We start from the raw sequence: 24867 nt of genomic DNA on the forward strand, positions 1-24867 counted from the left end.
ACCCCCGGTGGGGGACGGGGAGCGTCAGCCCCGGGTGTGGCGGCGGACCGCGAGCGGGGCGAAGAGAGCGATCAGGCCGAGAGACCAGAGCAGCGCCCCGGCGACCGGGTGGGCCACCGGCCAGGCCGCGTCCGCCGGGATGGGCGCGTTGCCGAAGAGGACCCGCACCGCCGTCGTGACCGCCGAGATCGGGTTCCACTCGGCGACCGTCCGCAGCCGGCCCGGCAGGTTGTCGGTCGGGATGTACGCGTTGGAGAGCAGCGGCAGCATGAAGGTGGCGCTGCCGAGCTGGCCCGCCGCCTCCTCGCTCTTCGAGGCGAGGCCGAGCAGGATGCCGACCCAGGTCGTCGCGAAGCGGAAGAGCAGCAGCAGACCGAAGGCGCCCAGGGCCTCCGGCGCCGTCCCCTCGATCCGCCAGCCCATCGCGAGCCCGACCAGGAGGAGCGGCACGGTGCCGACGGCGCTGGTCACGAGGTCGGCGAGGGCCTGCCCGAGCGGGACGGCGGACCGGCTCACGGGCATGGTCCGGAAGCGGTCCATGACGCCTCGGTGGGCGTCCTGGGCGGCCTGGAACATGCCGGTCATCAGGCCTCCGGCCGCCGTCGCGACGAGCAGGCCCGGCACCAGGTGGGAGCGGTACTCGGCGCCCGGCATGGCGAGCGCGCTGCCGAACACGTACCCGAAGAACAGCAGGAACACGATCGGCATCGTCTGGGTCATCACGGTGATCGCCGGCGCGTGCCGGATGCGGAGGAGGTGGCGGCCGAGGACGGCCGCTCCGTCGTGGACGAGAGCGGTGCTCACCGGGCGGGTTCCCTGCTCCTGGACGAGAGCGGTGCTCATGCGACGAGGTCCTTCCGGTCGGTGAGGCGCAGGAACACCTCGTCGAGGGTGGGCGGGCGCAGTGAGGCGTCGACGACGAGGACCCCGGCCGCGTCGACCTCGCGCACGATCCGGGGGAGGGTGAGCGTGCCGTCCGTGCTCACCGAGCCGACCGTGCGGCGCCCGGCGTCCAGGACCGGGGCCGAGCCGGTCAGCCGGTCGAGGACGGCCGCGGCCGCTTCGAGGGCGGAGGGGTCGGCGACGACGATCTCGGCGTAGCTGCCGACGAGGGCCTTGAGTTCGGCCGGGGTGCCGCGCTCGGCCACGCGGCCCTCGTCGATCAGGACGATGTCGTCGGCGAGCTGGTCGGCCTCCTCCAGGTACTGCGTGGTCAGCAGCACCGTGGTGCCCCGGGACGCCAACCCCCGTACGGCGTCCCAGATCCCGTTGCGGCTGTGCGGGTCGAGCCCGGTCGTCGGTTCGTCGAGGAAGAGGACCCGCGGCGGTACGAGCAGGCTCGCGGCCAGGTCGAGCCGGCGCCGCATGCCGCCGGAGTAGGTGCGGGCGGGGCGCCCGGCGGCCGCCGTGAGGCCGAACTGCTCCAGGAGCTCGTCGGCGCGGGCGCGCGGGGCGCGCAGCAGCCGGGCGAAGAGCCGCAGGTTCTGGGCGCCTGTCAGGTCCCCGTCGACGGAGGCGTACTGCCCGGTGACCGCGATCCGCTTCCGTACCCCCGCCGGGTCGCGCACCACGTCGTGGCCGGCCACCAGCGCGCTGCCCGCGTCGGGCTTCACCAGGGTCGTCAGGACCCGGACGGCGGTGGTCTTGCCGGCCCCGTTGGGGCCGAGGACGCCGCAGACCGAGCCCTCGGGGACGGCGAGGTCGAGGCCGCGGAGGGCGTGGACATCGCCGTACCGCTTCTGAAGGCCCTCACTAAGTACAGCGTACGTAGTCGTCATGGCGCGACCATACCGCACTACGTACGGCGTACGTAACTACGATGGGAGCGAGGTGATGATCCATGGCGGGCCGAGCGGCCGAACCGGAAGTGATCTGGGCGCGGCCCGAACGCGCGGGCCGCGGCCCGAAACCGGCGTACAGCCGCCGGGACATCGTGGACGCCGCCGTGCGCGTCGCCGACACGGACGGCATCGACGCGGTCTCCATGCGGCGGATCGCCGCCGAGATCGGCTGCGGCACCATGTCGCTCTACAACTACGTCCCCCGCAAGGAGGACCTGTACGAGCTGATGGTCGACGCCGTCAGCGGCGAGTACGTGCTCCCCGAGGAGCCCAGCGGCGACTGGCGCGCCGACATGACCGGGATCGCGTACCAGAGCCGCGCGATCATGTACCGCCACCCCTGGCTGGCCCGGGTGATGACCACCGCCTACGGATTCAGCCCCAACGCCCTGCGCTTCCTGGAGTGGTGCCTCGGCTGCCTCGCCCCGCTCGACGTCCCCCCGGGGCAGAAGATGCAGCTGATCGCCATGGTCAACGGCACGGTGATGGCGACCGTCGCCAACGAACAGGCCATCGCCGAACGGGCCCGCGGCCTTCCCTGGTCCGAGGAGGAGGAGCAGGCGGTCCGCGGTGCCTACCTCATGGGGCAGGTGGCGAGCGGGAAGTACCCGCACCTCGCCGGACTGCTCGCCGAGGCCCCCGCCGCTCCCGTCGACCCGGACGAGATCTTCGCCCTGACCATCAGGCGCCTCCTCGACTCGTTCGCGCCGCCGGAGGGTCCTGTCACACCAGCATGAACTGGCCCTCCGGGCCCTCCTCCTGATGGTCGAGCACGGAGGCCGGCCGGCGGGACCCGGTCGGCGGAGGCAGGACGCCCGCCGCCCGCAGCTCCTCACGGTCCGCGGACCCGGCCGCCTCCGTGGCGAGGGCCGTCCGCTCCGGCTCCCGCGCGCCGAGCAGCGCGAGCACCGTGACCAGGTCGAGCAGCTCCGAGGTCCACTCCTGCGGCCAGGCCGCCGGCCCGATCGCGTCGAGCGACCCGGGCTCCGCCGGGGCGGTCCGGCGCGCGAACCACTGCTCCAGGACTCGCGCCCCGCCGACGCTGAACTCCCAGGCCTCCGCCGGTACGGGCGAGACGCGGCCCTCGTCGAGACACAGGGCCTCGTCGGCCGCGTCGTACGTCAACGCCCCGGGGCGGGGCGGCACCGCCGCCCGCACGTACGGACGACGCCCGCCCGGCAGCCGAGGCTTCGTCCCGGTCAGCGCGCCCCGCACCTGGATGTCGACGAGGTCCCGGCCGAGTGCCACGCCCGCCGCCCAGACCTCCGCGTCCCCGGGGAGCGGCACCCGGCATCCGGCGGGGGAGGGACGGGCCGCCGCCACCGTCCACGCGAGCCACTCCAGGGCGTCGACCTCGTGCCCGTACCGCTCGCCGAGGAAGCCGAGGAGGCCGGGGGCGAGGTTCGGCTCCAGGCCACCGGGACGCCGGAACAGCGGACGGATCCGGCCCGGTCGGCCCGCGGGGGAGCGGCCCTCGGGCAGCGCCGCCGTCACCAGGAGCGCGGGGCCGGCCGCCCCGGGCACGTGACCCTGCTCGACCGCGAAGAGCTGCGGCCCGCCGACGACCCGCCACAGCTCCGGCCGCGCGGCGTCGATCAGCCGGTGGTCGGGCAGCAGCAGCTGCTCGTCGAACGGCCCGCACGCGACCCGTACCGGCTCCGGGCACGGCCCGGGCTCGCGGGCCCAGCGCACGGTCCCGGTCCGCCGGCCCGGCAGCGCGGCGACCGCGGTCGACGGGGTCCGCGCCCGGCTGGGGCGGAACAGGGCCTCGCGCTCGGCCCCTTCGGCGGCCGCCAGGCGGTCCCAGCGGGCCCGCAGCGTCCGCGCGTCCGGCGCCACGATCCACGAGCGGCCGAAACGCAGCGGCGCGACGGACCACGGCATGAGGTCGTCGAGCAGGGGGAGGTCGGCGACGGGCGGCGCGTCGGCGAGGGGAGGCAGATCGGCGTTGTTCGCTCCGGGGGCTTCCGTCACGCCCCGCATGCTAACGACCGCCGTCCGCGGGTCTCCACTGCCCGGCGGCCCTGCCCCTCTGACGCTGGACTTCGGCCTGGACCGTCATGAGGCCTCGGCCTTTACCGTCACGGGGTCGCGGCCTGGACCGCCACGAGGTCTCGGCCTGGACCGTCACGGGGCTTCGGCGGTGACCGTCACCGGGTCTCGGTCGCTGACCGTCACGGGGGTTCGGCCGTGACCGTCACTGGGCCTCGACCGTGACCGTGAAGGAGAAGCGGTCGCCCCGGTACCGGATGCGCGCCACGTCGACGACCCTGCCCTCCTCGTCGTAGGTCACGCCCGTGTAGTGGAGGATCGGCGACAGGAGCGGGACCTCCAGGAGCGCCGCCGTCTCCGGGTCGGCGAGACGGGCCTCGACCGTGTCCGTGATGCGGCTGATCCGCACCCCGACGACGTCCCGCAGCACCTTCGTCATCGGCCAGCGCTCCAGATCGGCCGGGTCGATCGCGGCCGCGAGCTCGGGACGCACCGCGTTCTCCGCCCAGTTGGTCGGCTCGCCGCTCTCCCCGTCGCGGCGCAGCCGCCGGTACGCGACGATCTCCGTCAGATCGGGGAAATGCTCGGCGAGCTCACCCGGCACCGCCTCGCTGCCGTGCCCGAGGACCGTCGTCCGCTCGCCCGACTGCTGGGCCACGATCGCGTCGATCGAGCCGAGCAGCCGGCGCGGGGTGGAGCGCCGGGCGCCCGGCTCGATGAAGGTCCCGCGCCGCCGGTGCCGGCTGATCAGGCCCTCCTCCTCCAGTTCCTTGAGGGCCTGGCGCATCGTGAGCACACTGACGCCGTAGTGCGCCGCGAGCTGCTCCTCGGTGGGCAGCCGCAGCGAGGCGTCGGGCGTGCGGCCCAGTATCGAGGCGCGCAGCGACTGCGAGACCTGATACCAGAGCGGCAGCTTGCGGTTCAGGACCAGCGAGTCGGGTGCGAAGGCGGTCACGGGATCTCCGTACGAAGGCTACGGGCTTACGGCCGAGACACTACGGCCGAAAGTGGCGCTCAAGACCCTGCCATACGTCGTCGTACCCCTTCTGCAGGTGGTCGGCGCCCGCGGCCTGCGGGGTCGCGGTCACCGGCCAGCGGGTCTCGAACATGAACGCGAGACCGTCGTCGATCTTCTGCGGCTTCAGCTCGGCGGCGCTCGCCCGGTCGAAGGTCTCCCGGTCGGGGCCGTGCGCGGACATCATGTTGTGCAGCGAACCGCCGCCCGGCACGAAGCCCTCCGCCTTCGCGTCGTACGCGCCCTCGATGAGGCCCATGTACTCGCTCATCACATTGCGGTGGAAGTACGGCGGCCGGAAGGTGTCCTCGCCGACCAGCCAGCGCGGGGCGAAGACCACGAAGTCCACGCTCGCCAGCCCCGGGGTGTCGGAGGGCGAGGTGAGGACCGTGAAGATCGACGGGTCGGGGTGGTCGTACGAGATCGTCCCGATGACGTTGAAGCGGTGCAGGTCGTAGACGTACGGGGTGTGGTTGCCGTGCCAGGCGACGACATCGAGCGGCGAGTGGCCGTACGTCGCCGACCAGAGGTTGCCGCAGTACTTGTTGACCACCTCGACCGGACCCTCGACGTCCTCGTAGGCGGCGACCGGCGCCCGGAAGTCACGGGCGTTGGCGAGGCCGTTGGCGCCGATCGGGCCGAGGTCGGGGAGCTGGAAAGGAGCCCCGTAGTTCTCGCAGACGTAGCCGCGGGCGGTCTCCTCCAGCAGGTCCACGCGGAAGCGGACCCCGCGCGGGATCAGCGCAGTCTCACCGGGGTGGACGGCGAGCAGGCCCAGCTCGGTGCGGAGGAGCAGGCCGCCGCGCTCCGGGACGATCAGCAGTTCGCCGTCCGCGTTGCCGAAGACCCGTTCCATGGAGGCGTTCGCGTGGTACAGGTGCACGGCCATGCCCGCCCGCTGGGTCGCGTCGCCGTTGCCGCCGAGGGTCCACAGGCCGGCCAGCCAGTCGGTGCCGGGGGCCGGGTCGGGCAGCGGGTTCCAGCGCAGCCGGTTGGGGTCCGGCACGGTCTGGTCGAAGGGCGCGGAGCGGACGTCGCGGTTGTCGATCCGGGTGAACGGCGGGTGGGCCGCGGAGGGGCGGATCCGGTAGAGCCAGGAGCGGCGGTTGTGCGCCCGCGGCTCGGTGAACGCACTGCCGCTGAGCTGCTCGGCGTACAGGCCGAGGGGCGCCCGCTGCGGTGAGTTGCGGCCGTGCGGCAGCGCGCCGGGGATGGCCTCCGAGCTGTGCTCGTTGCCGAAACCGGTGCTGTAGCCGAGCGCCTCGGCCGTCTTCCTGGCCTGCTCGCGCTTCTCGGCCTGCTCCGTGGTCATCGCCCGCTCCTGTCCTGAGCCCACAAGGGAAGCCCACAAGGGAATCCTATGCATGACCGTAGGATTCCGCGCGGCTCACGTCAACGGGGTGGCGGAAGCCGGTGGCCGAAACGGCACGTCGGCCTCCGGTGTCGGGGCGGCGGTGAAACGAGCGCTGCGCGAGGGGGTCAAAAAAGATGAACAATGCTCTACTCTCACGCGCATGTCCTGGACCCGAAGGTTCGTCCTCGCGCTCTCGGTCGTGTTCGCGGCCCTCGCCGCGGCCCTGCTCACCGCCCCCGGGGCCCAGGCCCACGAGGAGCGGCCCGTCACCTTCCCCGACGGCTCCGGCACCGTGCCGAAGCTCCGCACCGGAGAGCCCGACCTCCTCGTCTGCAAGACCGACCGGACCGCGTTCGAAAGCCGGATCTCCCGGTTCCCGGCCCCCCTCAAGGCCCGCAACCGCACCCTCTACGAGCGCTGCGCCCGCAAGGGCTACCGCCACCTCCAGCAGGCCGTCGACGCCGTCGACCGGCCCGGCCTCACCATCGCGATCCTCCCCGGCCTGTACGAGGAGGAGCCCTCGCTGACCCCGCCCACCGGGGCCTGCGCCACGCTCGACGCGCCCAGGTCCTCGCTCGGGTACCAGATCCTCAGCTACGAGCAGCAGCGGCAGTGCCCGCACAACCAGAACCTCGTCGCCATCCTCGGCAAGAAGAACCTCCAGATCGAGGGCACCGGAGCCTCCCGCCTCGACGTCGTCATCGACGCCAAGTACCAGAAGCTCAACGCCCTGCGGGCCGACGGCACCGACGGCGTCTACTTCCGCAACTTCACCGCCCAGCGCACCACGTTCAACTCGTTGTACGTGCTCGCCGCCGACGGCTTCGTCATCGACGACGTCCTCACCCGCTGGAACGACGAGTACGGCTTCCTCACCTTCGCCTCCGACCACGGCCTCTACAAGAACTGCGAGTCCTACGGCAACGGCGACTCCGGCATCTACCCCGGCTCGGCCTCCGACATCAACGACGGCCGCGGCTACGACGTCCCCCGCTACTCCATCGAGATCACCGGCTGCCGCAGCCACCACAACATGGTCGGCTACTCCGGCACCGCCGGAGACTCCGTCTGGGTCCACGACAACGAGTTCGACCACAACATGGGCGGCGCCTCCATGGACTCCGCCTTCCCCGGCCACCCCGGACTGCCGCAGAACCACGCCCGCTTCGAACGCAACCTGATCCACGACAACAACCAGAACTACTACCCGTACGTCGCCGACGGCACCTGCGCCAGACCGCCCGTCGAGCGCGGCTACGAACAGGGCGTCGTCTGCCCCCAGATCTCGATGCCCCCCGGCACCGGCATCATCACCGCGGGCGGCAACTGGAACCTCTACGAGAACAACTGGGTCTACGGCCACCAGCGCACCGCCTTCTACCTCAACGCCGTGCCCGCCTTCATCCGCGGCGAATCCGCCTGGGGCAAGCAGACCGACACCTCCCACCACAACCGCTACGCCGGCAACCACCTCGGCGTCGACAAGTCCGGCACCGCCCGCCCCAACCGCACCGACGTCTGGTGGGACGGCCAGGGCAGCGGGAACTGCTGGCAGTCCGACACCGGCGCCGCCAGCCCCGGCGCCCTGCCCGGCTGCGGGGCGCGCCGCGGCGACGTCTCCGGCGACACCGACCGGCTCATCGGTGAACCCGTCAAACTCGCCCAACTCCTCGTCTGCGCCGACTACAACGTCCAGGCGCGCCGCCTCCCGGCAGGCTGCGACTGGTACGGCGCCCGCGGCCTCCAGCGCGTCGAGACCCAGCTCGCCCTCGGCGGCTCCCTCGTCCTCGCCCTGGCCGGCTTCGCCCTCTGGTGGCGCCGCCTGCGCGGCAACCGCCTCGCGGGCGCCGCCACCCTCATCGGCCTCGCGGGCCTCGCCCTCGACGTCGCCGGCTCGACCCTCGCCCTCACCCCGACCGTCGTCCCGGCCCTCGCGCTGCTCCTCACCGGCGTCTGGTGGACCCTCCTCGGCCTCGCCCTGCGCCCCACCCGCCCCGTCCTCGCCTGGACCACCGTGGTCCTCGGCGCCCTCACCCTCCTCGACGCCTTCGACAAGGCGATCCTGATGGTCCCCGGCATCCCCCTGAGCCCGGCCTGGCTCCGCCTGCTGCTGGGCGTGATCTGGGTCCTGTGGGCGGTCGTGGCCGCGGGAGCCCCCGGCCGGGCCCCGTCGGACGCGGCCCCGGGGGACGCGGCACCCGGGCCCGACCCCGAGGCGGGCCCGGAGGCGGGCCCACGGGAGGGCACGGCCTCAAGTGCCGCCCCCGGCACAGCCCCCGGTGCGGCCCCCGGCGCGGGTGCCGCCCCGGCCGAGACCCGGCCGCACGGCGAGGCCACGGCATGAGGCGGCCACGCGTCGGCGTCACCCGCCCGCGCCTCGTCGCGGCCCTGGCCGCCGCCCTGGCCGCCACCCTGCTCCTCACCGGCTGCGGCGGCCGGGCCACCACCCACCACAAGCCCGGCACCAGCCACGAGGAGGCCACCGGCGACACCGGCACCCTGCTCACCGCGCGGGACGAGCGCGGGCACCGGCTCCGCGAGCTCCCCGCGGCGGAGGCGCCCACCGTCCGCGTCGAGACCCGCCCCGACGCCGAGGGCGGCTGGAACGTCCACCTCACGGTGGAGAGGTTCCGCTTCACCCCCGACAGCACCGGCGGCGCGGCCCTCCCGGGCCGCGGCCACGCCCGCCTCCTGACCGACGGCCGTGAGGCCGGCCGCCTCTACAGCCCGTGGGGATACGTACCGGCCGGCACCCGTACCCTCACCGTCCGCCTCCACGCCGACGACCACACCGCCTGGGCCGTCGCCGGCGCCCCCGTCCAGGCCACCGTCCGCCTGGACGGCGCCGCGCCCCCGAGCCCGGCACCGAAACCCCGGCCGACCGCCACCGACCGCACCGTCGACATCACCGTCTCCGGATCGACCGTCCAACCACCCCCCTCCCGCGTCGAGTTGAAGAAGGGTGAACGTCTCACCCTCCGTGTCACCAGCGACCGCGCCGACACCCTCCATGTGCACGGCTACGACCGCGAACTCCCCCTCTCTCCCGGCACCCCCGCCACCCTCACCCTCACCGCGGACCGCACCGGTCTCTTCGAGGTGGAGACCCACGAGTCCGGACTCCTGCTGACCCAACTCGTCGTCCGATGACCGGCACGCTCACCCACGCCGCCCGACTCGCCCACGCCCGAGCACAAGCCGAAGCCCACGCCCTCACCCCCGATCCCGGCCCCGGTCCCGGCCTTCCGCTCGCCCACGGCGTGGGCTCCCGGCACGACCTCCCCCTCTCGCCCTTCTATGCCTACGCGGGCGCCTTCGCCGCGCTCCTCCTCTCCTTCCTCGCCCTCGGGCTGCTCTGGTCCACCTCCCGCTTCCGCGGCGACCTGTCGGGACGCCCGCTCCCCGCCGCCCTGCAACGGGTCGCCGACGCCCCCGCCACCCGCACCGCGCTCCGGCTCCTCGGCGCCGTCGCCGCCCTCGTCCTCCTCCTCCACCTCCTTCTCGGGCCCGACGACCCCGACCGCAACCCCGCACCCGGCGCCCTCTACGTCCTGCTCTGGGTCGGACTCGTCCCCGCCTCCCTCCTCCTCGGCCCCGTCTGGCGCCTCCTCAACCCCCTGCGCGCCGCCCACTCCCTGCACCCGCCGCGGCACCCCCGTCCGCTGCCCGCCGCCGTCGGCATCCGCCCGGCCGCCCTCGGGCTCCTCCTCTTCACCTGGCTCGAACTCGTCGTCCCCGACAACACCTCCACCACCACCCTCCTGATCGCCCTCGCCGTCCACACCGGCGTCCAGCTCATCGGCGCCGCCCGCTACGGCGACCGGTGGTTCGCCCACGCCGACCCCTTCGAGGTGTACTCCTCCCTCCTCGCCCGGCTCTCCCCGCTCGGCCGCCGCGCCGACGGCCGGCTCGTCCTCCGCTCCCCCTTCCACGGCCTCGACGCCACCCCGCAGACCCCCGGTCTCGTCGCCACCGTCTGCGTCCTCCTCGGCTCCACCGCCTACGACGGCCTCTCCGACAACCCCCGCTGGATCACCACCCTCCAGACCTCACCCCTCGGCCCCGTCCCCACCGCCACGCTCGGCCTGCTCGCCGCCGTCGCCCTCGTCGCCGCCTGCTACGGACTCTGCGCGGGCGCCCTCCGCCTGATGAACCGCGCTCTCACCACCCCGCTCACCTCCTTCGCCCACTCGCTCCTGCCCATCGCCCTCGGCTATCTCGTCGCGCACTACTTCTCACTTTTCGTCACCGAAGGACCACGCACCGTCATGATGGCAGGGGGCACTGACAACGCCCTCGCACCCGCCCCGTTCCTGGGTCCCGCAGGCCTCGCCACGCTTCAGGTCGCCGCGATCGTCACCGGCCACGTCCTCGGTGTCGTCGCCGCCCACGACCGGTCCGTGCGCCTCTTCCCGCCCGACCGCGCGGTCGCCGGCCAACTCCCGCTGTTCGCGCTGATGATCGCGTACACCCTCGGCGGCATCGGCCTGCTGATCGCCTGACCGCGTGCGCGCGCCGCTCCCGTCGCCCCCGCCGGAACGCGCTCCACGGTGTCGCTCGATCAAGGTGGTCCGACCGTGCACCGCCGTCCCGGACGGTTCCGCGTCCTGCCGGGCCGGCGGGACGGCCGGAGCGGCATCATGGACCCCGTGCCCCAGTCCCACGCCCAGACCCCGTCCACACTGCGCCGGGCCCCCGTGCAGCAGCGGAGCGCCGAGCGGCTCGCCCGGATCCTCGACACCTGCGCCGAACTGCTCGACGAGACCGGCTACGAGCAGCTGAGCACCCGAGCCGTCGCGGCCCGCGCGGGAGTCCCCATCGGCTCCGTCTACCGCTTCTTCGACAACAAGCGGGCCATGGTCGCCGCGCTCGCCCACCGGAACCTCGACCGGTACGCCGAGCGGATCGCCGCCCACCTCGACGCCACCGCCGACCCCGACCCCCACGCCGCCATCGACGGTGTCCTCGACGAGTTCATCGCCATGAAGCGGACGGTCCCCGGCTTCGCCCTCGTCGACTTCGGCGTGCCCGCCGCCGAGGAGGCCGGCGAGGACCCCAACGGTCTGGTCGCCGAGCGGATCTGCGATCTGCTCGCCGCGCACCTCGGCCGTCCCGCCGACGAGGCGCTGCGACGCAAGGTCCGGGTCGGCGTCGAGACCGCCGACACCCTCGTCCGGCTCGCCTTCCGTGCCGCCCCCGAGGGCGACCCGGCCGTCATCGACGAGACCCGGCAACTCCTTCACGCCTATCTCTCGCCCTCCCTGTCGTAACCCTCCCGGGCGTGCCTACCGGTCGGTATGCTCGCGGCGGGCCGAGCCTCGGCCCCGACCCGACGCTGCCCCAGGGAGACGCCATGTCCACCGCCCTGCGCATCTGCCCCCTCTGTGAAGCGACCTGCGGACTGACCCTGACGATCGACGGGTCCCGGGTCACCGGGGCGCGCGGAAACCGCGAGGACGTGTTCAGCCAGGGGTTCATCTGCCCCAAGGGGGCCGCCTTCCCCGGGATCGACGCCGACCCCGACCGGCTCCGCACCCCGCTGGTCAGGAAGGACGGGCGGCTCCAGGAGGCGACCTGGGAGGAGGCGTTCGACACGATCGCGGCGAGAATCCGTCCGCTGATCGAGGAGTACGGGCCAGATGCCGTGGGTATCGTCCTGGGCAACCCCAATGTGCACACGATCGCCGGCGCCCTCTACCCGCCCCTGCTGATCGGCGCGTTGCGCACCCGGAACCTCTTCACCGCGTCGACGATCGACCAGATGCCCAAGCACGTCTCCAGCGGCCTGCTGTTCGGAGACCCCTTCGCGATCCCCGTGCCGGACCTGGACCGCACCGACCACCTGCTGATCCTCGGAGCCAACCCGCTGGACTCCAACGGAAGCCTGTGCACCGCCCCCGACTTCCCCGGCAGGCTCAAGGCACTGCGCCGGCGCGGCGGCACCCTCACCGTCGTCGACCCCCGGCGCACCCGCACCGCACGCCTCGCCGACCGGCACGTCGCCATCCGCCCCGGCGCCGACGCGTTCCTCCTCGCCGCGCTCGTCCACACCCTCTTCGAGGAGGGTCTCACCGACCTCGGCCCGCTCGCCGCCCATGTGGAGGGGGTCGAGGAGGTACGGGCCGCGGTACGGGAGTTCAGCCCCGAGGCGGTCGCCGACGCCTGTGACGTGGACGCGGACACCATCCGGGCCCTCGCCCGGGAGCTCGCCGCCGCGCCCACCGCCGCCGTCTACGGGCGGATGGGCAGCTCCACCGTGGCGTACGGCACCCTCGCCAACTGGCTCGTCGACGTCCTCAACATCCTCACCGGCAACCTCGACCGGCCCGGCGGCGCCCTCTTCCCGCTCTCCGCCACCGCGCCCGCCCCGCGCCCCGCGGGACCCGGCAGGGGCTTCGCCCTCGGCCGTCGGCACAGCCGGGTCTCGCACCACCCGGAGGTCAAGGGGGAGCTGCCGATGGTCGCGCTCGCCGAGGAGATCGAGACCCCGGGGGAGGGCCGCGTCCGGGCGCTGATCACCGTCGCGTCCAACCCCGTCCTGTCCGCGCCCGACGGGGACCGCCTCGACGCGGCCCTCGGCTCCCTCGACCTGATGGTCGCCGTCGACCCGTACCTCAACGAGACCACCCGCCACGCCGACGTCCTGCTGCCGCCGCCCCCGCCCTCCAGGAGCGCCCACTTCGACTTCGCCTTCAACGCCCTCGCCGTCCGCGACCAGGCCCGCTACACCCCGGCCGCCGTCCCCCTGGAGGCGGACCGGATGGACGAGTGCGAGATCCACGCCCGGCTGATCCTCGCCGTCTCCGGGATGCACGGCGCCCCGCCGTCCGCCGTCGACCAGCTCGCGATCGACACCACACTCGCCAAGGCGGTGACCCAGGAGCACTCGCCGGCGTACGGGGCGGACCCCAAGGAGTTCGCCGCGGGGCTCACCGGGGACACCGGGCCCGAGCGCCGGCTCGACATGATGCTGCGCCTCGGCCCGTACGGGCTCACCCTCGACGAGCTGCGGGCCCACCCGAACGGCATCGACCTCGGCCCGCTCAAGCCGCGCGTCCCGCAGGTCCTCAAGACCCGCAGCGGACGGATCGAGCTGTTCGCCGCGCCGCTCGCCGCCGACCTGCCCCGGCTGCGGGCCGCGCTCGACGCCGTACCCGACTCCGGCAGCGTCCAGCTCGTCGGGCGCCGCCACCTGCGCTCGAACAACAGCTGGCTGCACAACACCCCCGCGCTCGGCGGCGGTACGAACCGGTGCACCCTCCAGGTGCACCCCGACGACGCGGCCCGGCTGCGGCTCGCCGACGGCGGCCTCGCGCGGGTCAAGGGCGAGGGCGGCGAGCTGGAGGTGCCGGTCGAGGTGACCGACGGGGTACGGCCGGGGGTGGTGAGCCTGCCGCACGGCTGGGGTCACGACCGGCCGGGCACCCGGCTGGCCGTCGCGTCCGCGCGCCCCGGAGTCAACGTCAACCAGCTGCTCGACGGCTCCCGGCTCGACCCCCTGTCGGGCACGGCCGTCCTGAACGGCTTCCCGGTCCAGGTCTCGCCCCTGCCGTGACCCCCGCCGTGACCCTTGGCCCGCCCCTGCCGTGACCCCTGGCCCGGCCCCGGCCGTGATGCCGGCCGTGACCCCTGCCGTGACCTGGGGTTTTGCTCGTATTGCTCACGCGTCGACGTCTTGTTAACGGCAGAAGGAGGCACCTACCGTCATCCGGACCGCCGCTCGGCGGGAGTTCAAGGGTGAACGTGAGGTGTCCTCCATGCTGACCGTCCTCGGCTTCGCCATGATCGCGACCTTTCTGGTCCTGATCATGATGAAAAAGATGTCGCCGATCGCGGCACTCGTGCTGATCCCCGCGCTGTTCTGCGTGGCGGTCGGGCAGGGAGCCCAGCTCGGCGACTACGTCATCGAAGGCGTCGGCAAGCTGGCACCGACGGCGGCGATGCTGATGTTCGCCATCGTGTACTTCGGCGTGATGATCGACGTCGGCCTCTTCGACCCGATCGTCCGGGGCATCCTGCGCTTCTGCAAGGCCGACCCCGTACGGATCGTCGTGGGTACGGCGGTGCTCGCCGCGATCGTGTCGCTGGACGGCGACGGCTCGACCACGTTCATGATCACCGTCTCCGCGATGTATCCGCTCTACAAGCGGCTCGGCATGAGCCTGGTGGTCATGACGGGTGTCGCCGCCACCGCGAACGGCGTCATGAACACCCTGCCCTGGGGCGGTCCCACGGCCCGCGCCGCGACCGCGCTGAAGCTGGACGCCGGCGATGTCTTCGTGCCGATGATTCCCGCGCTCGGCACGGGCCTGCTCTTCGTGTTCGTCCTCGCGTACGTCCTCGGGCGCCGCGAGCGGAAGCGCATCGGCTACCTCTCGCTCGACGAGGTCCTGGTGCCCGAGACCGACACGGTCCTCGTCGCGGCGGGTGCCGGTGGTGGCAACGGTGGCACTGATGTTGCCGGTGTTGTTGGTGGTGCAGGTGGTGCCGTGGACCTGACCAAGAAGCCCGTCGGTGGTGCCGGGGGCGCGCCGGGCGCGGTCCCGGGCTCCGGCTCCGGTGCGGACGAGGAGTTCCAGGGGCTCGACCCGAACCGCGCGACCCTGCGCCCCAAGCTGTACTGGTTCAACGCCGGACTGACGGTCGCGCTGCTCGCCGCGATGATCCTCGAACTGATGCCGATCCCGGTGCTGTTCCTGCTCGGCGCCGCGCTCGCGCTGACGGTCAACTACCCGAAGATGGCGGAGCAGAAGGCGCGGATCGCCGCCCACGCGGACAACGTCCTCAACGTCTCCGGCATGGTCTTCGCCGCCGCCGTCTTCACCGGCGTCCTCACGGGCACGGGCATGGTCAAGCACATGGCCGACTGGCTCGTCGGTGCCATCCCCGAGGGCATGGGCCCGCACATGGGCCTGGTCACCGGTGTGCTCAGCATCCCGCTCACGTACTTCATGTCGAACGACGGCTTCTACTTCGGCGTCGTGCCGGTTCTCGCCGAGGCGGGCGCCGCCCACGGAGTCCCGCCCCTGGAGATCGCGCGGGCCTCCCTGGTCGGCCAGGCGCTGCACATGTCGAGCCCGCTGGTCCCCGCCGTCTACGTCCTCGTCGGCATGGCGAAGGTGGAGTTCGGCGACCACACCAGGTTCACGGTGAAGTGGGCCGCGTTGACCTCGCTGGTCGTGCTCGCGTCGGGGATCCTCTTCGGCATCATCTGAGCCGCTCCTCGGCTCCCGACGCGGCCTGACCCGACCCGACCCCGACCGGGCCGCGCTGGTGGGAGGCGAGGGGGAGTGGGCCGGACGGGTGGAGACGGGGGCCGATCCGGCCGCGCCGTCGCCCTCTGTGTCGAAGTCGTGACAGATAGTCGGATTATCGAAATATCCGTCCGCTGTGTTCACTCACGACTGGAGAACCTCCCTCATGGCGAACCTCCCCACCCGCCCCCTGTTCCGCGCGGCGCTCGCCACCCTGGCGCTCGGCGGCGTGACCCTCGCCGGTGCCCCGGCCGCCTTCGCCGCGCCCGGCGACAACGGTGACGTCAAGGTCCATCGGCAGGGCACCCCCGACACCAGCCAGGTCAACCACCCCCAGGTCGGCTGCGTCTTCCGCTTCGCGGCCTTCAACTTCGACGGCCTGCAGAGCATCCAGTGGAACATCTACGAGCAGCCGGGCCAGCCAGGCAACCAGGACCCGTCGCTGAAGAACGGCAGCATCGCCGTCGACAGCAACGGTGACGGACACACCGACGACATCACCGGCCTGGCTTCCGGCATGTACAAGGTCGAATGGACGTGGGTGGGTCAGAACGGCGCGGCCAAGTCGAAGGTCTTCCGGGTCAACTGCCCGGATGGCGGCAACGGAGGCAACGGCAACGGCGGGAACGGAAACGGAGGCAATGGCAACGGCGGTAACGGCAACGGCGGTTACGGTCACCACAAGCCCCCGCACGGACCCGTCGGCGCCGGTGGCGGCGGCAGTGCGCAGGTCGCCGCCGACGACTCCTCCGGCTTCGGCATCGGGGCGGCCGTCGCCGCCGGCCTCGCCGGTACGGCCGGACTGGTCATGATCCGCCGCTCGCGCCGCCGCGACAATGGCGCCGCGTAGGTTCTCGCGCCGCTCGCGCCGCCAACGGCGCCTGTTCCGGCTCGCCAGGACCGTGACGGTCACCGTGGTCCTGGTGACCGGCGGCGTCTGGTGGGCCGGTGACGAGGACCCGGACGGTCCGGCGCTCGCCGCCGCCCCGGCCGCGCCCGGCGGGGCGGGCGCGGCGGTCGGCGCGTCGGCGGCCCTCGACCACAAGGCGAAGCCCGAGACGAAGCCCGAGGCCAAGCCGGAGGCGAAGCCCGAGGTGAAGGCCGAAGGGAAGCCGCAGGCGGGATCCACGGTGAAACCGCAGGCGAAGCCCAGGGCGGCGCCCCGGGCGAAGCCGAAGGCCGTACCGGCGCCCCGTCCGGCGCCCCCGCCCGCGCCGCTGGCCCGTTCACGTCCCCTCACCGTCGCCGTACCCGCCATCACCATCGAGGCCCCTGTGATGGACCTCGGTCTCGACGGCGAAGGGCGGCTCGCCACACCGCCCATCGACAATCCCGAGGTCGTCGGCTGGTACGCGAAGGGAGTCACCCCGGGGGAGCTCGGGACCGCCGTCGTCGTCGGCCACCGTGACACCCGTACCGGACCCGCCATCTTCGTCAGCCTCGACTCGCTCAGTGCGGGCAACACCGTCCGGGTCGCCCGCGCCGACGGCAGGGTCGCCGTCTTCACGGTCGACCGCGTCGTCACGTACGCCAAGGCCGAGTTCCCCGACAAGGAGGTGTACGGCTCCACCGGGCGGCCCGAGCTCCGGCTGCTCACCTGTGGCGGAGCCTTCGACCGCAGTGCGGGCGGCTACGACGCGAACATCGTCGTCTTCGCTCATCTCTCGGACATCGCCCGGGAGATCTGAACAGGGGTTCCGACGGATCCCAGCCGCTCCGTCGGCCCCCTCCCCGCCGCGTCCGGCGGGCCGCACCAGCCGGTGCGCGCCCGCCGGACGCGGCGCTGTGCCGGGCCCTGCGCGGTGCGGACCCCTCGCGCGGCGCGACCCCGGCAGGTCGTGAATCCGGCAGGTCGTGAATCCGGTAGGTGGTGAATCCCGCAGGTCGGGGACACCCGTCCGGGACCCGTGCGGCGGCCTGTCCAGGAGTCGGGGGCCAGTTCCGGGGCGCCGCGTCTGTCCGGTCCTGCCGTGGACAGGGGGTGCGCGGGAGCGGGACGATCGGCTCGGGACTGAGACCGGGGGCACGTCCGGAGGCCCTGGCGCCCAAAAACTAACAGCGCTAGTTTGGGTGGCGAACCGGTCGGTAGTGTGAGGAGACATCGGATGAAGGCGCACGACGCGATGTACATCGGCGGAGAGTGGCGGCCCGCCGCCGGTCCCGACACGATCGCCGTCCTCAACCCGGCGGACGAGCAGGTCATCGCCCACGTCCCGGCCGGCACCGCCGAGGACGTCGACGCGGCCGTACGCGCCGCCCGCGCCGCCCTGCCGGGCTGGGCCGCGACCCCGCCCGCCGAGCGCGGCGCCCGGATCGCCGCCCTGCGCGACGCGCTCGCCGCCCGCGCGGAGGAGATCGCCGCCACCGTCACCGCCGAGCTCGGCGCTCCGCCGCAGCTCGCCGCCGCCGTGCACGCGGGACTGCCGATCGCCGTGGCGGGGACGTACGCGGACCTCGCCGCCACCCACTCCTTCGAGGAGAAGGTCGGCAACTCCACCGTCTACGCCGAGCCCGTCGGCGTCGTCGCCGCGATCACTCCCTGGAACTTCCCGCTCCACCAGGTCGTCGCCAAGGTCGCCCCGGCCCTCGCCGCCGGCTGCACGACCGTCCTCAAGCCCGCCGAGGACACCCCGCTGACCGCCCAGCTCTTCGCCGAGGCCGTGCACGAGGCGGGCCTGCCGGCCGGCGTCTTCAACCTGGTCACCGGCCTCGGCCCGGTCGCGGGGCAGGCCCTCGCCGAGCACCCCGACGTGGACCTCGTCTCCTTCACCGGCTCCACCGCCGTCGGTCGCCGCATCGGCGCCCTCGCGGGCGGCGCCGTCAAGCGGGTCGCCCTCGAACTCGGCGGCAAGTCCGCCAACGTCATCCTGCCGAGCGCCGACCTCGCCCAGGCCGTCTCCGTCGGCGTCGCCAACGTGATGTCCAACTCCGGCCAGAAGTGCAGCGCCTGGACCCGGATGCTGATCCCCGCGGACCGGTACGAGGAGGCGGTGGCGCTCGCCGCCGAGGCCGTCGCCAAGTACGTCCCCGGCGAGCGCCTCGGCCCCCTGGTCAACGCCAAGCAGCTGGAGCGCGTCCGCGGCTACATCGAGAAGGGCGTCGAGGAGGGTGCCCGGCTCGTCGCCGGCGGCGCCGAGGCCCCGCTGGAGACCGGCTACTACGTCTCCCCGACCGTCTTCGCCGACGTCACCCCGGAGATGACCATCGCGCAGGAGGAGATCTTCGGACCGGTCGTCTCGCTCCTCCGGTACGAGGACGAGGAGGAGGCCATCGCCATCGCCAACGGCACCGTGTACGGCCTCGCCGGAGCGGTCTGGGGCGACCCCGAGGAGGCCGTCGCCTTCGCCCGCCGCATGGAGGCCGGCCAGGTCGACATCAACGGCGGCCGGTTCAACCCGCTGGCCCCCTTCGGCGGGTACAAGCAGTCCGGCGTGGGCCGGGAACTCGGCGCGCACGGCCTCACCGAGTACCTGCAGACCAAGTCCCTTCAGTTCTGAGCCACCCACCGGCGCCACAGCCCCCACCGGCCCCGCCGGGCCCCACTGGCGCCACCGACCCCCATGGCCCCGCCGGTGGCGCCGGCCCCACCGGCGCCACCGACCGCGCCGGCCCCGCCGTTCCGACCCGTCCACGCGACTCCCGAGGAGCACCGCACGTGAGCCTGATCTGCGCCGCCGTCCTGCCCGCCGTCGGCTCCCCGCTGGAGGTGACCGGCATCGAACTCCCCGAGCCCGGCCCCGGCCAGGTCCGGGTCCGGCTCGCGGCCGCCGGCGTCTGCCACTCCGACCTGTCGCTCTCCAACGGCACCATGCGCGTGCCGGTGCCCGCCGTCCTCGGCCACGAGGGCGCGGGGACCGTCGTCTCCGTCGGCGAGGGCGTCACCCATCTCGCCCCCGGCGACGGCGTCGTCCTCAACTGGGCGCCCTCCTGCGGCAGCTGCCACCCCTGCTCGCTCGGCGAGGTCTGGCTCTGCGCGAACGCCCTGACCGGCGCCGCGAACATCCACGCCCGCACCCAGGACGGCACGGACCTCCACCCCGGCCTCAACGTCGCCGCCTTCGCCGAGGAGACGGTCGTCGCCGCGAACTGCGTCCTGCCCGTCCCCGACGGCGTGCCGCTCACCGACGCCGCCCTCCTCGGCTGCGCCGTCCTCACCGGCTGGGGCGCGGTCCACCACTCCGCCCGGGTCCGCGAGGGCGAGACGGTCGCGGTGTTCGGCGTCGGCGGGGTGGGGCTCGCCACGCTCCAGGCCGCCCGGATCGCGGGCGCCTCGACGATCGTCGCCGTGGACGTCTCCCCGGAGAAGGAGGCGCTCGCGCGGGCGGCCGGGGCCACCGAGTACGTCGTCGCCTCCGAGACCACCGCGAAGGAGATCCGGAAGCTGACGGGGGGCCAGGGCGTCGACGTGGCCGTCGAGTGCGTCGGCCGCGCCGTCACCATCCGCACCGCCTGGGACTCCACCCGGCGCGGCGGCCGCACCACGGTCGTCGGCATCGGCGGCAAGGACCAGCAGGTCACCTTCAACGCCCTGGAGATCTTCCACTGGGGCCGCACCCTCGCGGGCTGCGTCTACGGCAACTCGAACCCGGCCGTCGACCTGCCGGTCCTCGCCGGGCACATCCGCGCCGGGCGGCTCGACCTGAGCGCGCTCGTCACCGAGCGGATCACCCTGGACGGCATCCCGGGCGCCTTCGAGAACATGCTCGCGGGCAAGGGCGGCCGGGCCCTGGTGGTCTTCCCCTGACACCGGGCGGCCACGCCCGCGCGGAAGCCCGTACCGACGTATCGGTACGGGCTTCCGCGCGTCGGGGACCAGGTCGCGTCACGGCTCACCGAGCGTCACGGCCCACCGGGCGGCGCGGTTCACCGAGCGGCGCGGCTCCCCACGTCTCACGGACCGGCCTCGCCTCACAGGTCCAGCACGAGCCGGGCGCCGCGCGAGCGTCCCACGCAGATCATCATCGTCGTCCCCGAGGCCTTCTCGTCCTCGCCGAGGACGGAGTCGTGGTGCTCGGGCGTCCCGGCGATCACCTTCGTCTCGCAGGTGCCGCAGAAGCCCTCCTCGCAGGAGTACGCGACACCGGGGACCACCTCGCGCACGGCGTCGAGCAGGGTGCGGCCGGGCGGGACGTGCACGGTCCGCCCACTCCGCCGCAGCTCCACCTCGAAACCGTCATCGGCCCCGGAGACCTCTCCGGAGTTCGCCCCTGAGTCCGGCGTCGAGGCCGGCGCCGCCCCGAACCGCTCCGTGTGCAGCGGACCCGGCCACCGTTCCTCCACCGCCCGCAGCAGCCCCTCGGGCCCGCAGCAGTACACGGCCGTCTCCGCGGGCAGCCCCGCCAGGACGCCGTCCAGGTCGGGCAGCCCCGCCGTGTCCTGCGGGACGAGCGTGACCCCGGGGAGCGCGGCGAGTTCCTCGCGGTACGCCATGGCCGGCAGACTCCGGCCCCCGTACAGCAGGGACCACGACCCCGGCGGAAGCGAGCGGAGCATCGGCAGCAGCGGGGTGATGCCGATGCCACCCGCGATGAACAGATACCGCTCGGCGGGCACCAGCGGGAAGCGGTTGAACGGGCCCCGCACCCCGAGGACCGTGCCCGCGCCGACGGCGGTGTGGACCTCCTCCGATCCGCCCCGGCCGTCGCGCTCCCGCAGCACCCCGAGCCGGTACGTGCTCCGGTCCGCGGGATCCCCGCAGAGCGAGTAGTGCCGGATCGCACCGGACGGCAGCGTCACCTCCAGATGGGCGCCGGGCTCCCACGGGGCCAGCTCGGCGCCCGTGGGGTCGGTGAGTACGAGCCCCAGGACGCCCTCGGCCTCCGGGACGACCGACCGGACCGTGAGCCGGGCGGTGAGCGGGACTGTGGTGGACATCGTCACCTCGAGACTCGTGTCGGCGGCAGCAGCGGCTCCGGCCACACCCGGCACAGCACCCCGTACAGCACGGCGGCGACCGCGAAGGAGGCCGGCAGGCTCAGGTCGACCCCGCCCGTGAGATCGGTCAACGGACCCGTGTACAGGGGGTTGTTGACCCAGAGGACCCCGACGACCGAGCCGAGCGCGAAGGCCGTGGCGGCCCGCGGGTTGACCCCGCCGGTGTACCAGTACCGGCCGCCCCCGCCCGTGGTGAACGCGCGCAGCGCCTCCGCGTCGTACCTGCCCCGGTGGAGCACGTACCCGACGAAGAGCACCGCCGCCCACGGGGCGACGACGGTGAGCAGCAGCGTCACGAACGCCGACATCGCGTCCATGGCGTCGTAGACGACCGCACCGAGGTACAGCACGGCCGCCGCGAGCACCGCGACCACCGTGGTGACGGCGGCCCGCGAGGAGCGCCAGAACACGGAGTTGGCGGAGAGCCCGGCCGCGTACAGGCAGAGTCCGGCCTGCGGCAGGGTGCCCGCGAAGCCGAACACGACCACCGCGACCGCGAACCAGCCGGGCACCGCGTCCGTCAGGCCCTGGAGCCACGGCTCGTCGGGGACGGGGAAGAGGGTCGTCACGTACGCGCCGGTGAGCAGCGCGGCGAGACTGCTGAGGAACATGGAGATCCCGCTGGCCCGCACGACCCGGCCGGTGGGCGTGGAGGCGGGCATGTAGCGGGTGTAGTCGCCCTGGAAGGTGGCGTACGACAGGGGCACGGTGGCCGAGGCGGTCGCCGCGAGCAGCCAGGTGTGCAGGGTGCTGTCGAGCGCGAGCGTCCCGCCGGCGTAGCCCGCGTCGAAGTCCGGGGCGAGGACGAGCACGGTGCCGAGGAGGACCGCGCCGCCGGTGACCGCGGTGACCTTGTACGTACGGACGAGGGTCTCGTGGCCGCGGACGGCGACCAGCGCGACCGCCGCCGCCGTCACGAACATCGCGGCGGTCAGCGCGCCGGGGCCCGTGGGGGTGGAGAACAGCCGGTGGCCGGCGACCATGACGGCGGTGCCGCCCGTCCACACGGCGATGGCGAAGAAGCCGAGCGCGGTCACCACCGTGAGGACGTTGCCGACGACCCTGCCCCGCACGCCGAAGTGCGCGCCGCTCGAAACGGGATCGTTGGTGCCGGTCCGGACGCCGAAGCGGGCGAGCGGCGCGAGCAGCGCCGTGCCGACGGCCACGCCGACGGCGATGGCGCTCGCCGAGGCCCACCAGCCGAGCCCGAAGACGACGGGCAGCGCGCCGAGCACGACCGTGCCGAAGGAGAACTGGGCGGAGGGCCAGATCCAGCCGAAGTCGCCCGGGGCCGAGGTGCGTTCGGCCTCGGGCACCGGCGCGATGCCGTCGTGGTCGACCGCCGCACGGGGCGGCGTCGCGGTGGACGCCGCCCCGGTCGGTGTGGTGGTCATGAGGCGCCCCCGGACGGGGCGGCCCCGGGAGCGGCCGCCTCGGTGGGGGCGGCCGCGTAGCTGTCGTGCGCGGGGTCGCGCTGCTCGGGGACACTGAGGTCCCCGGGCAGTACGTCCACCACGCGGATGTCCGCGCACGCCGCTCCCGCCAGGCGCTCCCCGCTGGTCAGGTCGAAGGTGGTGTGGTGCAGGGGGCAGGTGATGCGCAGCCTGTCCCCGTCGACCCTGCCGTACTTGAGCCGGCCCCCGCGGTGGGGGCAGACGGCGGCCGCGAGGACCTTGCGGCCGCCGACCTCGACGAGGACCAGGTCCTCGGTCACCTGGCGGACGGTGGGCTCGTCGGAGCCCCGCCGCCGCCCCGCCGGCACGGCCGTCATGCGACGGTCTCCCGGGCTCGCGCGACGGCCGCCTCCGTGGCCGTGCCGACGATGTCGGAGGCCAGCCGTACGCCCGCCCAGATCTTCGCCAGGTCCGGCTCCTCCAGCGCGCGGATCGCCGTGCGCATGTGACTGCTGTGGTACGAGTCGATGTAGAGGTGCTCGGTGTAGTAGGCGTCGTGGGTGATCCCGAGCCGCCGCGCCGCCCGGGCGAAGCTCTGGAAGGCGAACAGCACACTGGTCTCGAAGTAGGCGTACGCGCCCAGGAAGTACTGGGGCGAGGGGGCCCGGCTCGCCAGCCAGTGGAACATGTTGACGTAGGCGAAACACTCCGGGACCGTCTCGTCGAGGTAGTCGTCGAGCCGGAGGCTCATGCCGAGCTCGGTGAGCAGGTCGCGGTAGAGCTGGGAGTGCGCCTTCTCCTCGTTGCCGCAGCCGAGTTCGTCGATGAGGACGCGGAAGACCGCCATCGCCGAGCGGTACGGCAGCCGGGGCACGACCGGGAGCAGCGACTCCGACTCGGTGAGACCGTCCAGCGCGAACTGCCGGACCACGACCTTGAACTGATCGAGCGTGGCGTGCTCGGCCAGGAAGGTGGCGCTCTCCGGGAGCGACGCCTCCTCCTCGGCGAGGAACTCCTTGAGGGCCTGGAGGAGTTCGCCGGGCGAGCCGAACCGGGGCGCGGAGGCCTCGTACGCCCGCGCCTTGGGCAGGATCCAGCGCTCCTCGATCGCGGTCATCGAGCCGTAGTCGCCGAGGTTGGGGACCCGCCGGTAGAGGCTGTGCAGCTCGCGCTGGGAGGTCGCGGCCGGGGCGGTGATCGAGTGCGCGGCCACCGGGACGGCGGACGCGGAGGGAGCGGCGGGGGTGGTGCTCATGCCGCCTTCGCCTCCTCGTGCACGGTCGGGGAGGCGATCACACCGCGCTGGTGCAGTTCCTTCTTGACCCAGCGGTACCAGTCGTCCTTGAAGACGCCGTACCGCTCGCAGACGGTGTTGATCTCCGCCTGCCGGTCGGGGGTCGGGTCGACCAGCATCGCGTTGCACAGCGAGGGTTCGAGGTTGGCCAGCGGGCCGATGAAGCCGTCGATGCCGCGGGCGTCGACGAGGAGGTTCTCCCAGCCCTCGAAGACCGGGATGCCGGTGCCGGCCTCGGCCATGTTCCGGGTGAAGGCGGCGTCGCCGCTGGACTCCTTGATGCCGACGATCCCCGGGATCTCCTTGCAGATCCGGATGAGGGTGTCGAACTCGATGCGATTGCCCGAGAGCGCCTCCTCGTTGTAGAGGAAGATCGGGATGTCGAGGGCCGCGCGGATCGCCTTGTAGTGCTCGACGATGTCGTCCTGCGTCACCTCGGCGCCGAACGGCGTGGTGACGACGACGGCGTCGGCGCCGATCGCGGCCGCCGTACGGGCCCGGTCGATCACCGCGGCGGTGTCGGGGAGCTGGATGCCGGCGAGGACGGGCAGACCGCCCGCGTGCCGGACGGTGTACGTGACGACGTCCTGCCACTGCCGCGCGTCGAGCTTCCAGCCCTCGCCGGAGGTCAGGGCCGGCATGAAGCCGTTGACCTCGGCGCGGATGTGGTCCAGGAGACGGACGACGCTCGGCTCGTCGACGACGCCGTGCTCGTCGAAGGGGGTGATCAGCGGGACGACGGTCCCGGAGTAGGTGCCAGGCATGAGTGGGGTGCCCTTCGGAACGACT

The 24867-nt window shown here is 73.4% G+C and carries 21 protein-coding genes; 11 read left to right on the forward strand and 10 right to left on the reverse strand.

The annotated features are described in order from the left end of the window. Positions 1-24 precede the first annotated feature (24 nt). On the reverse strand, positions 25-843 hold the full coding sequence (locus tag ACIP8Z_RS26625; RefSeq protein ID WP_402087650.1) for an ABC transporter permease: 819 nt from the start codon (positions 841-843) through the stop codon (positions 25-27). Beyond that, the gene (locus tag ACIP8Z_RS26630) at positions 840-1778 is read right to left on the reverse strand and encodes an ATP-binding cassette domain-containing protein (RefSeq protein ID WP_402087652.1); all 939 of its coding nucleotides are present in this window, start codon (positions 1776-1778) and stop codon (positions 840-842) included. Before ACIP8Z_RS26630 ends, ACIP8Z_RS26625 begins: the two co-directional genes overlap by 4 nt. A 62-nt stretch (positions 1779-1840) precedes the next feature. Between ACIP8Z_RS26630 and ACIP8Z_RS26635 the strand changes: the two genes are divergently transcribed. Next, positions 1841-2578 carry a TetR/AcrR family transcriptional regulator gene (locus ACIP8Z_RS26635; protein ID WP_402087654.1) on the forward strand — a complete coding sequence of 246 codons (738 nt, stop codon included), beginning with the start codon at positions 1841-1843 and terminating at the stop codon, positions 2576-2578. Here ACIP8Z_RS26635 and ACIP8Z_RS26640 read toward each other — a convergent pair. The 3 genes from ACIP8Z_RS26640 to hmgA all read right to left on the reverse strand — a co-directional run bounded on the left by ACIP8Z_RS26640 (position 2565) and on the right by hmgA (position 6160). Further along, positions 2565-3824 (reverse strand): type ISP restriction/modification enzyme, encoded by a 1260-nt coding sequence (locus ACIP8Z_RS26640; RefSeq protein WP_402087657.1) that lies wholly within the window; start codon positions 3822-3824, stop codon positions 2565-2567. The genes ACIP8Z_RS26635 and ACIP8Z_RS26640 overlap by 14 nt on opposite strands. Positions 3825-4038: 214 nt before the next feature. Continuing rightward, complete coding sequence (locus ACIP8Z_RS26645) at positions 4039-4788, reverse strand: GntR family transcriptional regulator (protein WP_389035669.1); 750 nt, start codon at positions 4786-4788, stop codon at positions 4039-4041. A gap of 40 nt (positions 4789-4828) precedes the next feature. Then, on the reverse strand, positions 4829-6160 hold the full coding sequence (hmgA, locus tag ACIP8Z_RS26650) for a homogentisate 1,2-dioxygenase (RefSeq protein WP_402087660.1): 1332 nt from the start codon (positions 6158-6160) through the stop codon (positions 4829-4831). 202 nt (positions 6161-6362) lie between these two features. Between hmgA and ACIP8Z_RS26655 the strand changes: the two genes are divergently transcribed. From ACIP8Z_RS26655 to ACIP8Z_RS26700, 10 genes are all read left to right on the forward strand, one after another. Beyond that, positions 6363-8546: a right-handed parallel beta-helix repeat-containing protein gene (locus ACIP8Z_RS26655; RefSeq protein ID WP_402087663.1), complete on the forward strand. Its 2184-nt coding sequence runs from the start codon at positions 6363-6365 to the stop codon at positions 8544-8546. After that, positions 8543-9352: a hypothetical protein gene (locus ACIP8Z_RS26660; RefSeq protein WP_402087665.1), complete on the forward strand. Its 810-nt coding sequence runs from the start codon at positions 8543-8545 to the stop codon at positions 9350-9352. The genes ACIP8Z_RS26655 and ACIP8Z_RS26660 overlap by 4 nt, the downstream gene beginning before the upstream one ends. Further along, positions 9349-10704 carry a hypothetical protein gene (locus tag ACIP8Z_RS26665; RefSeq protein ID WP_402087668.1) on the forward strand — a complete coding sequence of 452 codons (1356 nt, stop codon included), beginning with the start codon at positions 9349-9351 and terminating at the stop codon, positions 10702-10704. Before ACIP8Z_RS26660 ends, ACIP8Z_RS26665 begins: the two co-directional genes overlap by 4 nt. A gap of 138 nt (positions 10705-10842) precedes the next feature. After that, positions 10843-11472, forward strand: coding sequence for a TetR family transcriptional regulator (locus ACIP8Z_RS26670; RefSeq protein ID WP_402088296.1), 630 nt, complete (start codon positions 10843-10845; stop codon positions 11470-11472). Between the two features lie 83 nt (positions 11473-11555). Continuing rightward, positions 11556-13757: a molybdopterin oxidoreductase family protein gene (locus ACIP8Z_RS26675; protein ID WP_402087670.1), complete on the forward strand. Its 2202-nt coding sequence runs from the start codon at positions 11556-11558 to the stop codon at positions 13755-13757. Between the two features lie 202 nt (positions 13758-13959). Further along, complete coding sequence (locus tag ACIP8Z_RS26680) at positions 13960-15417, forward strand: CitMHS family transporter (protein ID WP_402087673.1); 1458 nt, start codon at positions 13960-13962, stop codon at positions 15415-15417. A gap of 205 nt (positions 15418-15622) precedes the next feature. After that, positions 15623-16306 carry a hypothetical protein gene (locus tag ACIP8Z_RS26685; RefSeq protein WP_402087676.1) on the forward strand — a complete coding sequence of 228 codons (684 nt, stop codon included), beginning with the start codon at positions 15623-15625 and terminating at the stop codon, positions 16304-16306. Next, complete coding sequence (locus ACIP8Z_RS26690) at positions 16293-17144, forward strand: class F sortase (RefSeq protein WP_402087678.1); 852 nt, start codon at positions 16293-16295, stop codon at positions 17142-17144. Before ACIP8Z_RS26685 ends, ACIP8Z_RS26690 begins: the two co-directional genes overlap by 14 nt. Positions 17145-17561: 417 nt before the next feature. Beyond that, the gene (locus ACIP8Z_RS26695) at positions 17562-18953 is read left to right on the forward strand and encodes an aldehyde dehydrogenase family protein (RefSeq protein WP_402087681.1); all 1392 of its coding nucleotides are present in this window, start codon (positions 17562-17564) and stop codon (positions 18951-18953) included. Between the two features lie 164 nt (positions 18954-19117). Beyond that, a complete protein-coding gene (locus ACIP8Z_RS26700) occupies positions 19118-20200 on the forward strand; it encodes a Zn-dependent alcohol dehydrogenase (protein ID WP_402088299.1) in 1083 nt (360 codons plus the stop codon). Between the two features lie 164 nt (positions 20201-20364). Here ACIP8Z_RS26700 and ACIP8Z_RS26705 read toward each other — a convergent pair whose 3' ends face one another. From ACIP8Z_RS26705 to ACIP8Z_RS26725, 5 genes are read right to left on the reverse strand one after another with little or no spacing between them, the layout of a single operon-like run. Continuing rightward, the gene (locus tag ACIP8Z_RS26705; RefSeq protein WP_402087684.1) at positions 20365-21330 is read right to left on the reverse strand and encodes a PDR/VanB family oxidoreductase; all 966 of its coding nucleotides are present in this window, start codon (positions 21328-21330) and stop codon (positions 20365-20367) included. A 2-nt stretch (positions 21331-21332) separates the two neighbouring features. Next, entirely contained in the window at positions 21333-22784 is a 1452-nt protein-coding gene (locus tag ACIP8Z_RS26710; protein WP_402087686.1) for a purine-cytosine permease family protein, read from the reverse strand. After that, entirely contained in the window at positions 22781-23161 is a 381-nt protein-coding gene (locus tag ACIP8Z_RS26715; protein WP_402087689.1) for a Rieske (2Fe-2S) protein, read from the reverse strand. The genes ACIP8Z_RS26710 and ACIP8Z_RS26715 overlap by 4 nt, the downstream gene beginning before the upstream one ends. Further along, complete coding sequence (locus tag ACIP8Z_RS26720; protein ID WP_402087692.1) at positions 23158-24039, reverse strand: iron-containing redox enzyme family protein; 882 nt, start codon at positions 24037-24039, stop codon at positions 23158-23160. The genes ACIP8Z_RS26715 and ACIP8Z_RS26720 overlap by 4 nt, the downstream gene beginning before the upstream one ends. Further along, the gene (locus ACIP8Z_RS26725) at positions 24036-24842 is read right to left on the reverse strand and encodes a dihydrodipicolinate synthase family protein (RefSeq protein ID WP_402087694.1); all 807 of its coding nucleotides are present in this window, start codon (positions 24840-24842) and stop codon (positions 24036-24038) included. Before ACIP8Z_RS26725 ends, ACIP8Z_RS26720 begins: the two co-directional genes overlap by 4 nt. Between the last annotated feature and the right edge of the window lie 25 nt (positions 24843-24867).

The organism is Streptomyces sp. NPDC088553 (assembly GCF_044752965.1).
Taxonomy (GTDB): domain Bacteria; phylum Actinomycetota; class Actinomycetes; order Streptomycetales; family Streptomycetaceae; genus Streptomyces.

Coding starts and splice junctions, on each gene's coding strand:
- ACIP8Z_RS26625 (WP_402087650.1), bottom strand. CDS start 843: ATGAGCACCGCTCTCGTCCAGGAGCAGGGAACCCGCCCGGTGAGCACC.
- ACIP8Z_RS26630 (WP_402087652.1), bottom strand. CDS start 1,778: ATGACGACTACGTACGCTGTACTTAGTGAGGGCCTTCAGAAGCGGTAC.
- ACIP8Z_RS26635 (WP_402087654.1), top strand. CDS start 1,841: ATGGCGGGCCGAGCGGCCGAACCGGAAGTGATCTGGGCGCGGCCCGAA.
- ACIP8Z_RS26640 (WP_402087657.1), bottom strand. CDS start 3,824: ATGCGGGGCGTGACGGAAGCCCCCGGAGCGAACAACGCCGATCTGCCT.
- hmgA (WP_402087660.1), bottom strand. CDS start 6,160: ATGACCACGGAGCAGGCCGAGAAGCGCGAGCAGGCCAGGAAGACGGCC.
- ACIP8Z_RS26655 (WP_402087663.1), top strand. CDS start 6,363: ATGTCCTGGACCCGAAGGTTCGTCCTCGCGCTCTCGGTCGTGTTCGCG.
- ACIP8Z_RS26660 (WP_402087665.1), top strand. CDS start 8,543: ATGAGGCGGCCACGCGTCGGCGTCACCCGCCCGCGCCTCGTCGCGGCC.
- ACIP8Z_RS26665 (WP_402087668.1), top strand. CDS start 9,349: ATGACCGGCACGCTCACCCACGCCGCCCGACTCGCCCACGCCCGAGCA.
- ACIP8Z_RS26670 (WP_402088296.1), top strand. CDS start 10,843: ATGGACCCCGTGCCCCAGTCCCACGCCCAGACCCCGTCCACACTGCGC.
- ACIP8Z_RS26675 (WP_402087670.1), top strand. CDS start 11,556: ATGTCCACCGCCCTGCGCATCTGCCCCCTCTGTGAAGCGACCTGCGGA.
- ACIP8Z_RS26680 (WP_402087673.1), top strand. CDS start 13,960: ATGCTGACCGTCCTCGGCTTCGCCATGATCGCGACCTTTCTGGTCCTG.
- ACIP8Z_RS26685 (WP_402087676.1), top strand. CDS start 15,623: ATGGCGAACCTCCCCACCCGCCCCCTGTTCCGCGCGGCGCTCGCCACC.
- ACIP8Z_RS26690 (WP_402087678.1), top strand. CDS start 16,293: ATGGCGCCGCGTAGGTTCTCGCGCCGCTCGCGCCGCCAACGGCGCCTG.
- ACIP8Z_RS26695 (WP_402087681.1), top strand. CDS start 17,562: ATGAAGGCGCACGACGCGATGTACATCGGCGGAGAGTGGCGGCCCGCC.
- ACIP8Z_RS26705 (WP_402087684.1), bottom strand. CDS start 21,330: ATGTCCACCACAGTCCCGCTCACCGCCCGGCTCACGGTCCGGTCGGTC.
- ACIP8Z_RS26710 (WP_402087686.1), bottom strand. CDS start 22,784: ATGACCACCACACCGACCGGGGCGGCGTCCACCGCGACGCCGCCCCGT.
- ACIP8Z_RS26715 (WP_402087689.1), bottom strand. CDS start 23,161: ATGACGGCCGTGCCGGCGGGGCGGCGGCGGGGCTCCGACGAGCCCACC.
- ACIP8Z_RS26720 (WP_402087692.1), bottom strand. CDS start 24,039: ATGAGCACCACCCCCGCCGCTCCCTCCGCGTCCGCCGTCCCGGTGGCC.
- ACIP8Z_RS26725 (WP_402087694.1), bottom strand. CDS start 24,842: ATGCCTGGCACCTACTCCGGGACCGTCGTCCCGCTGATCACCCCCTTC.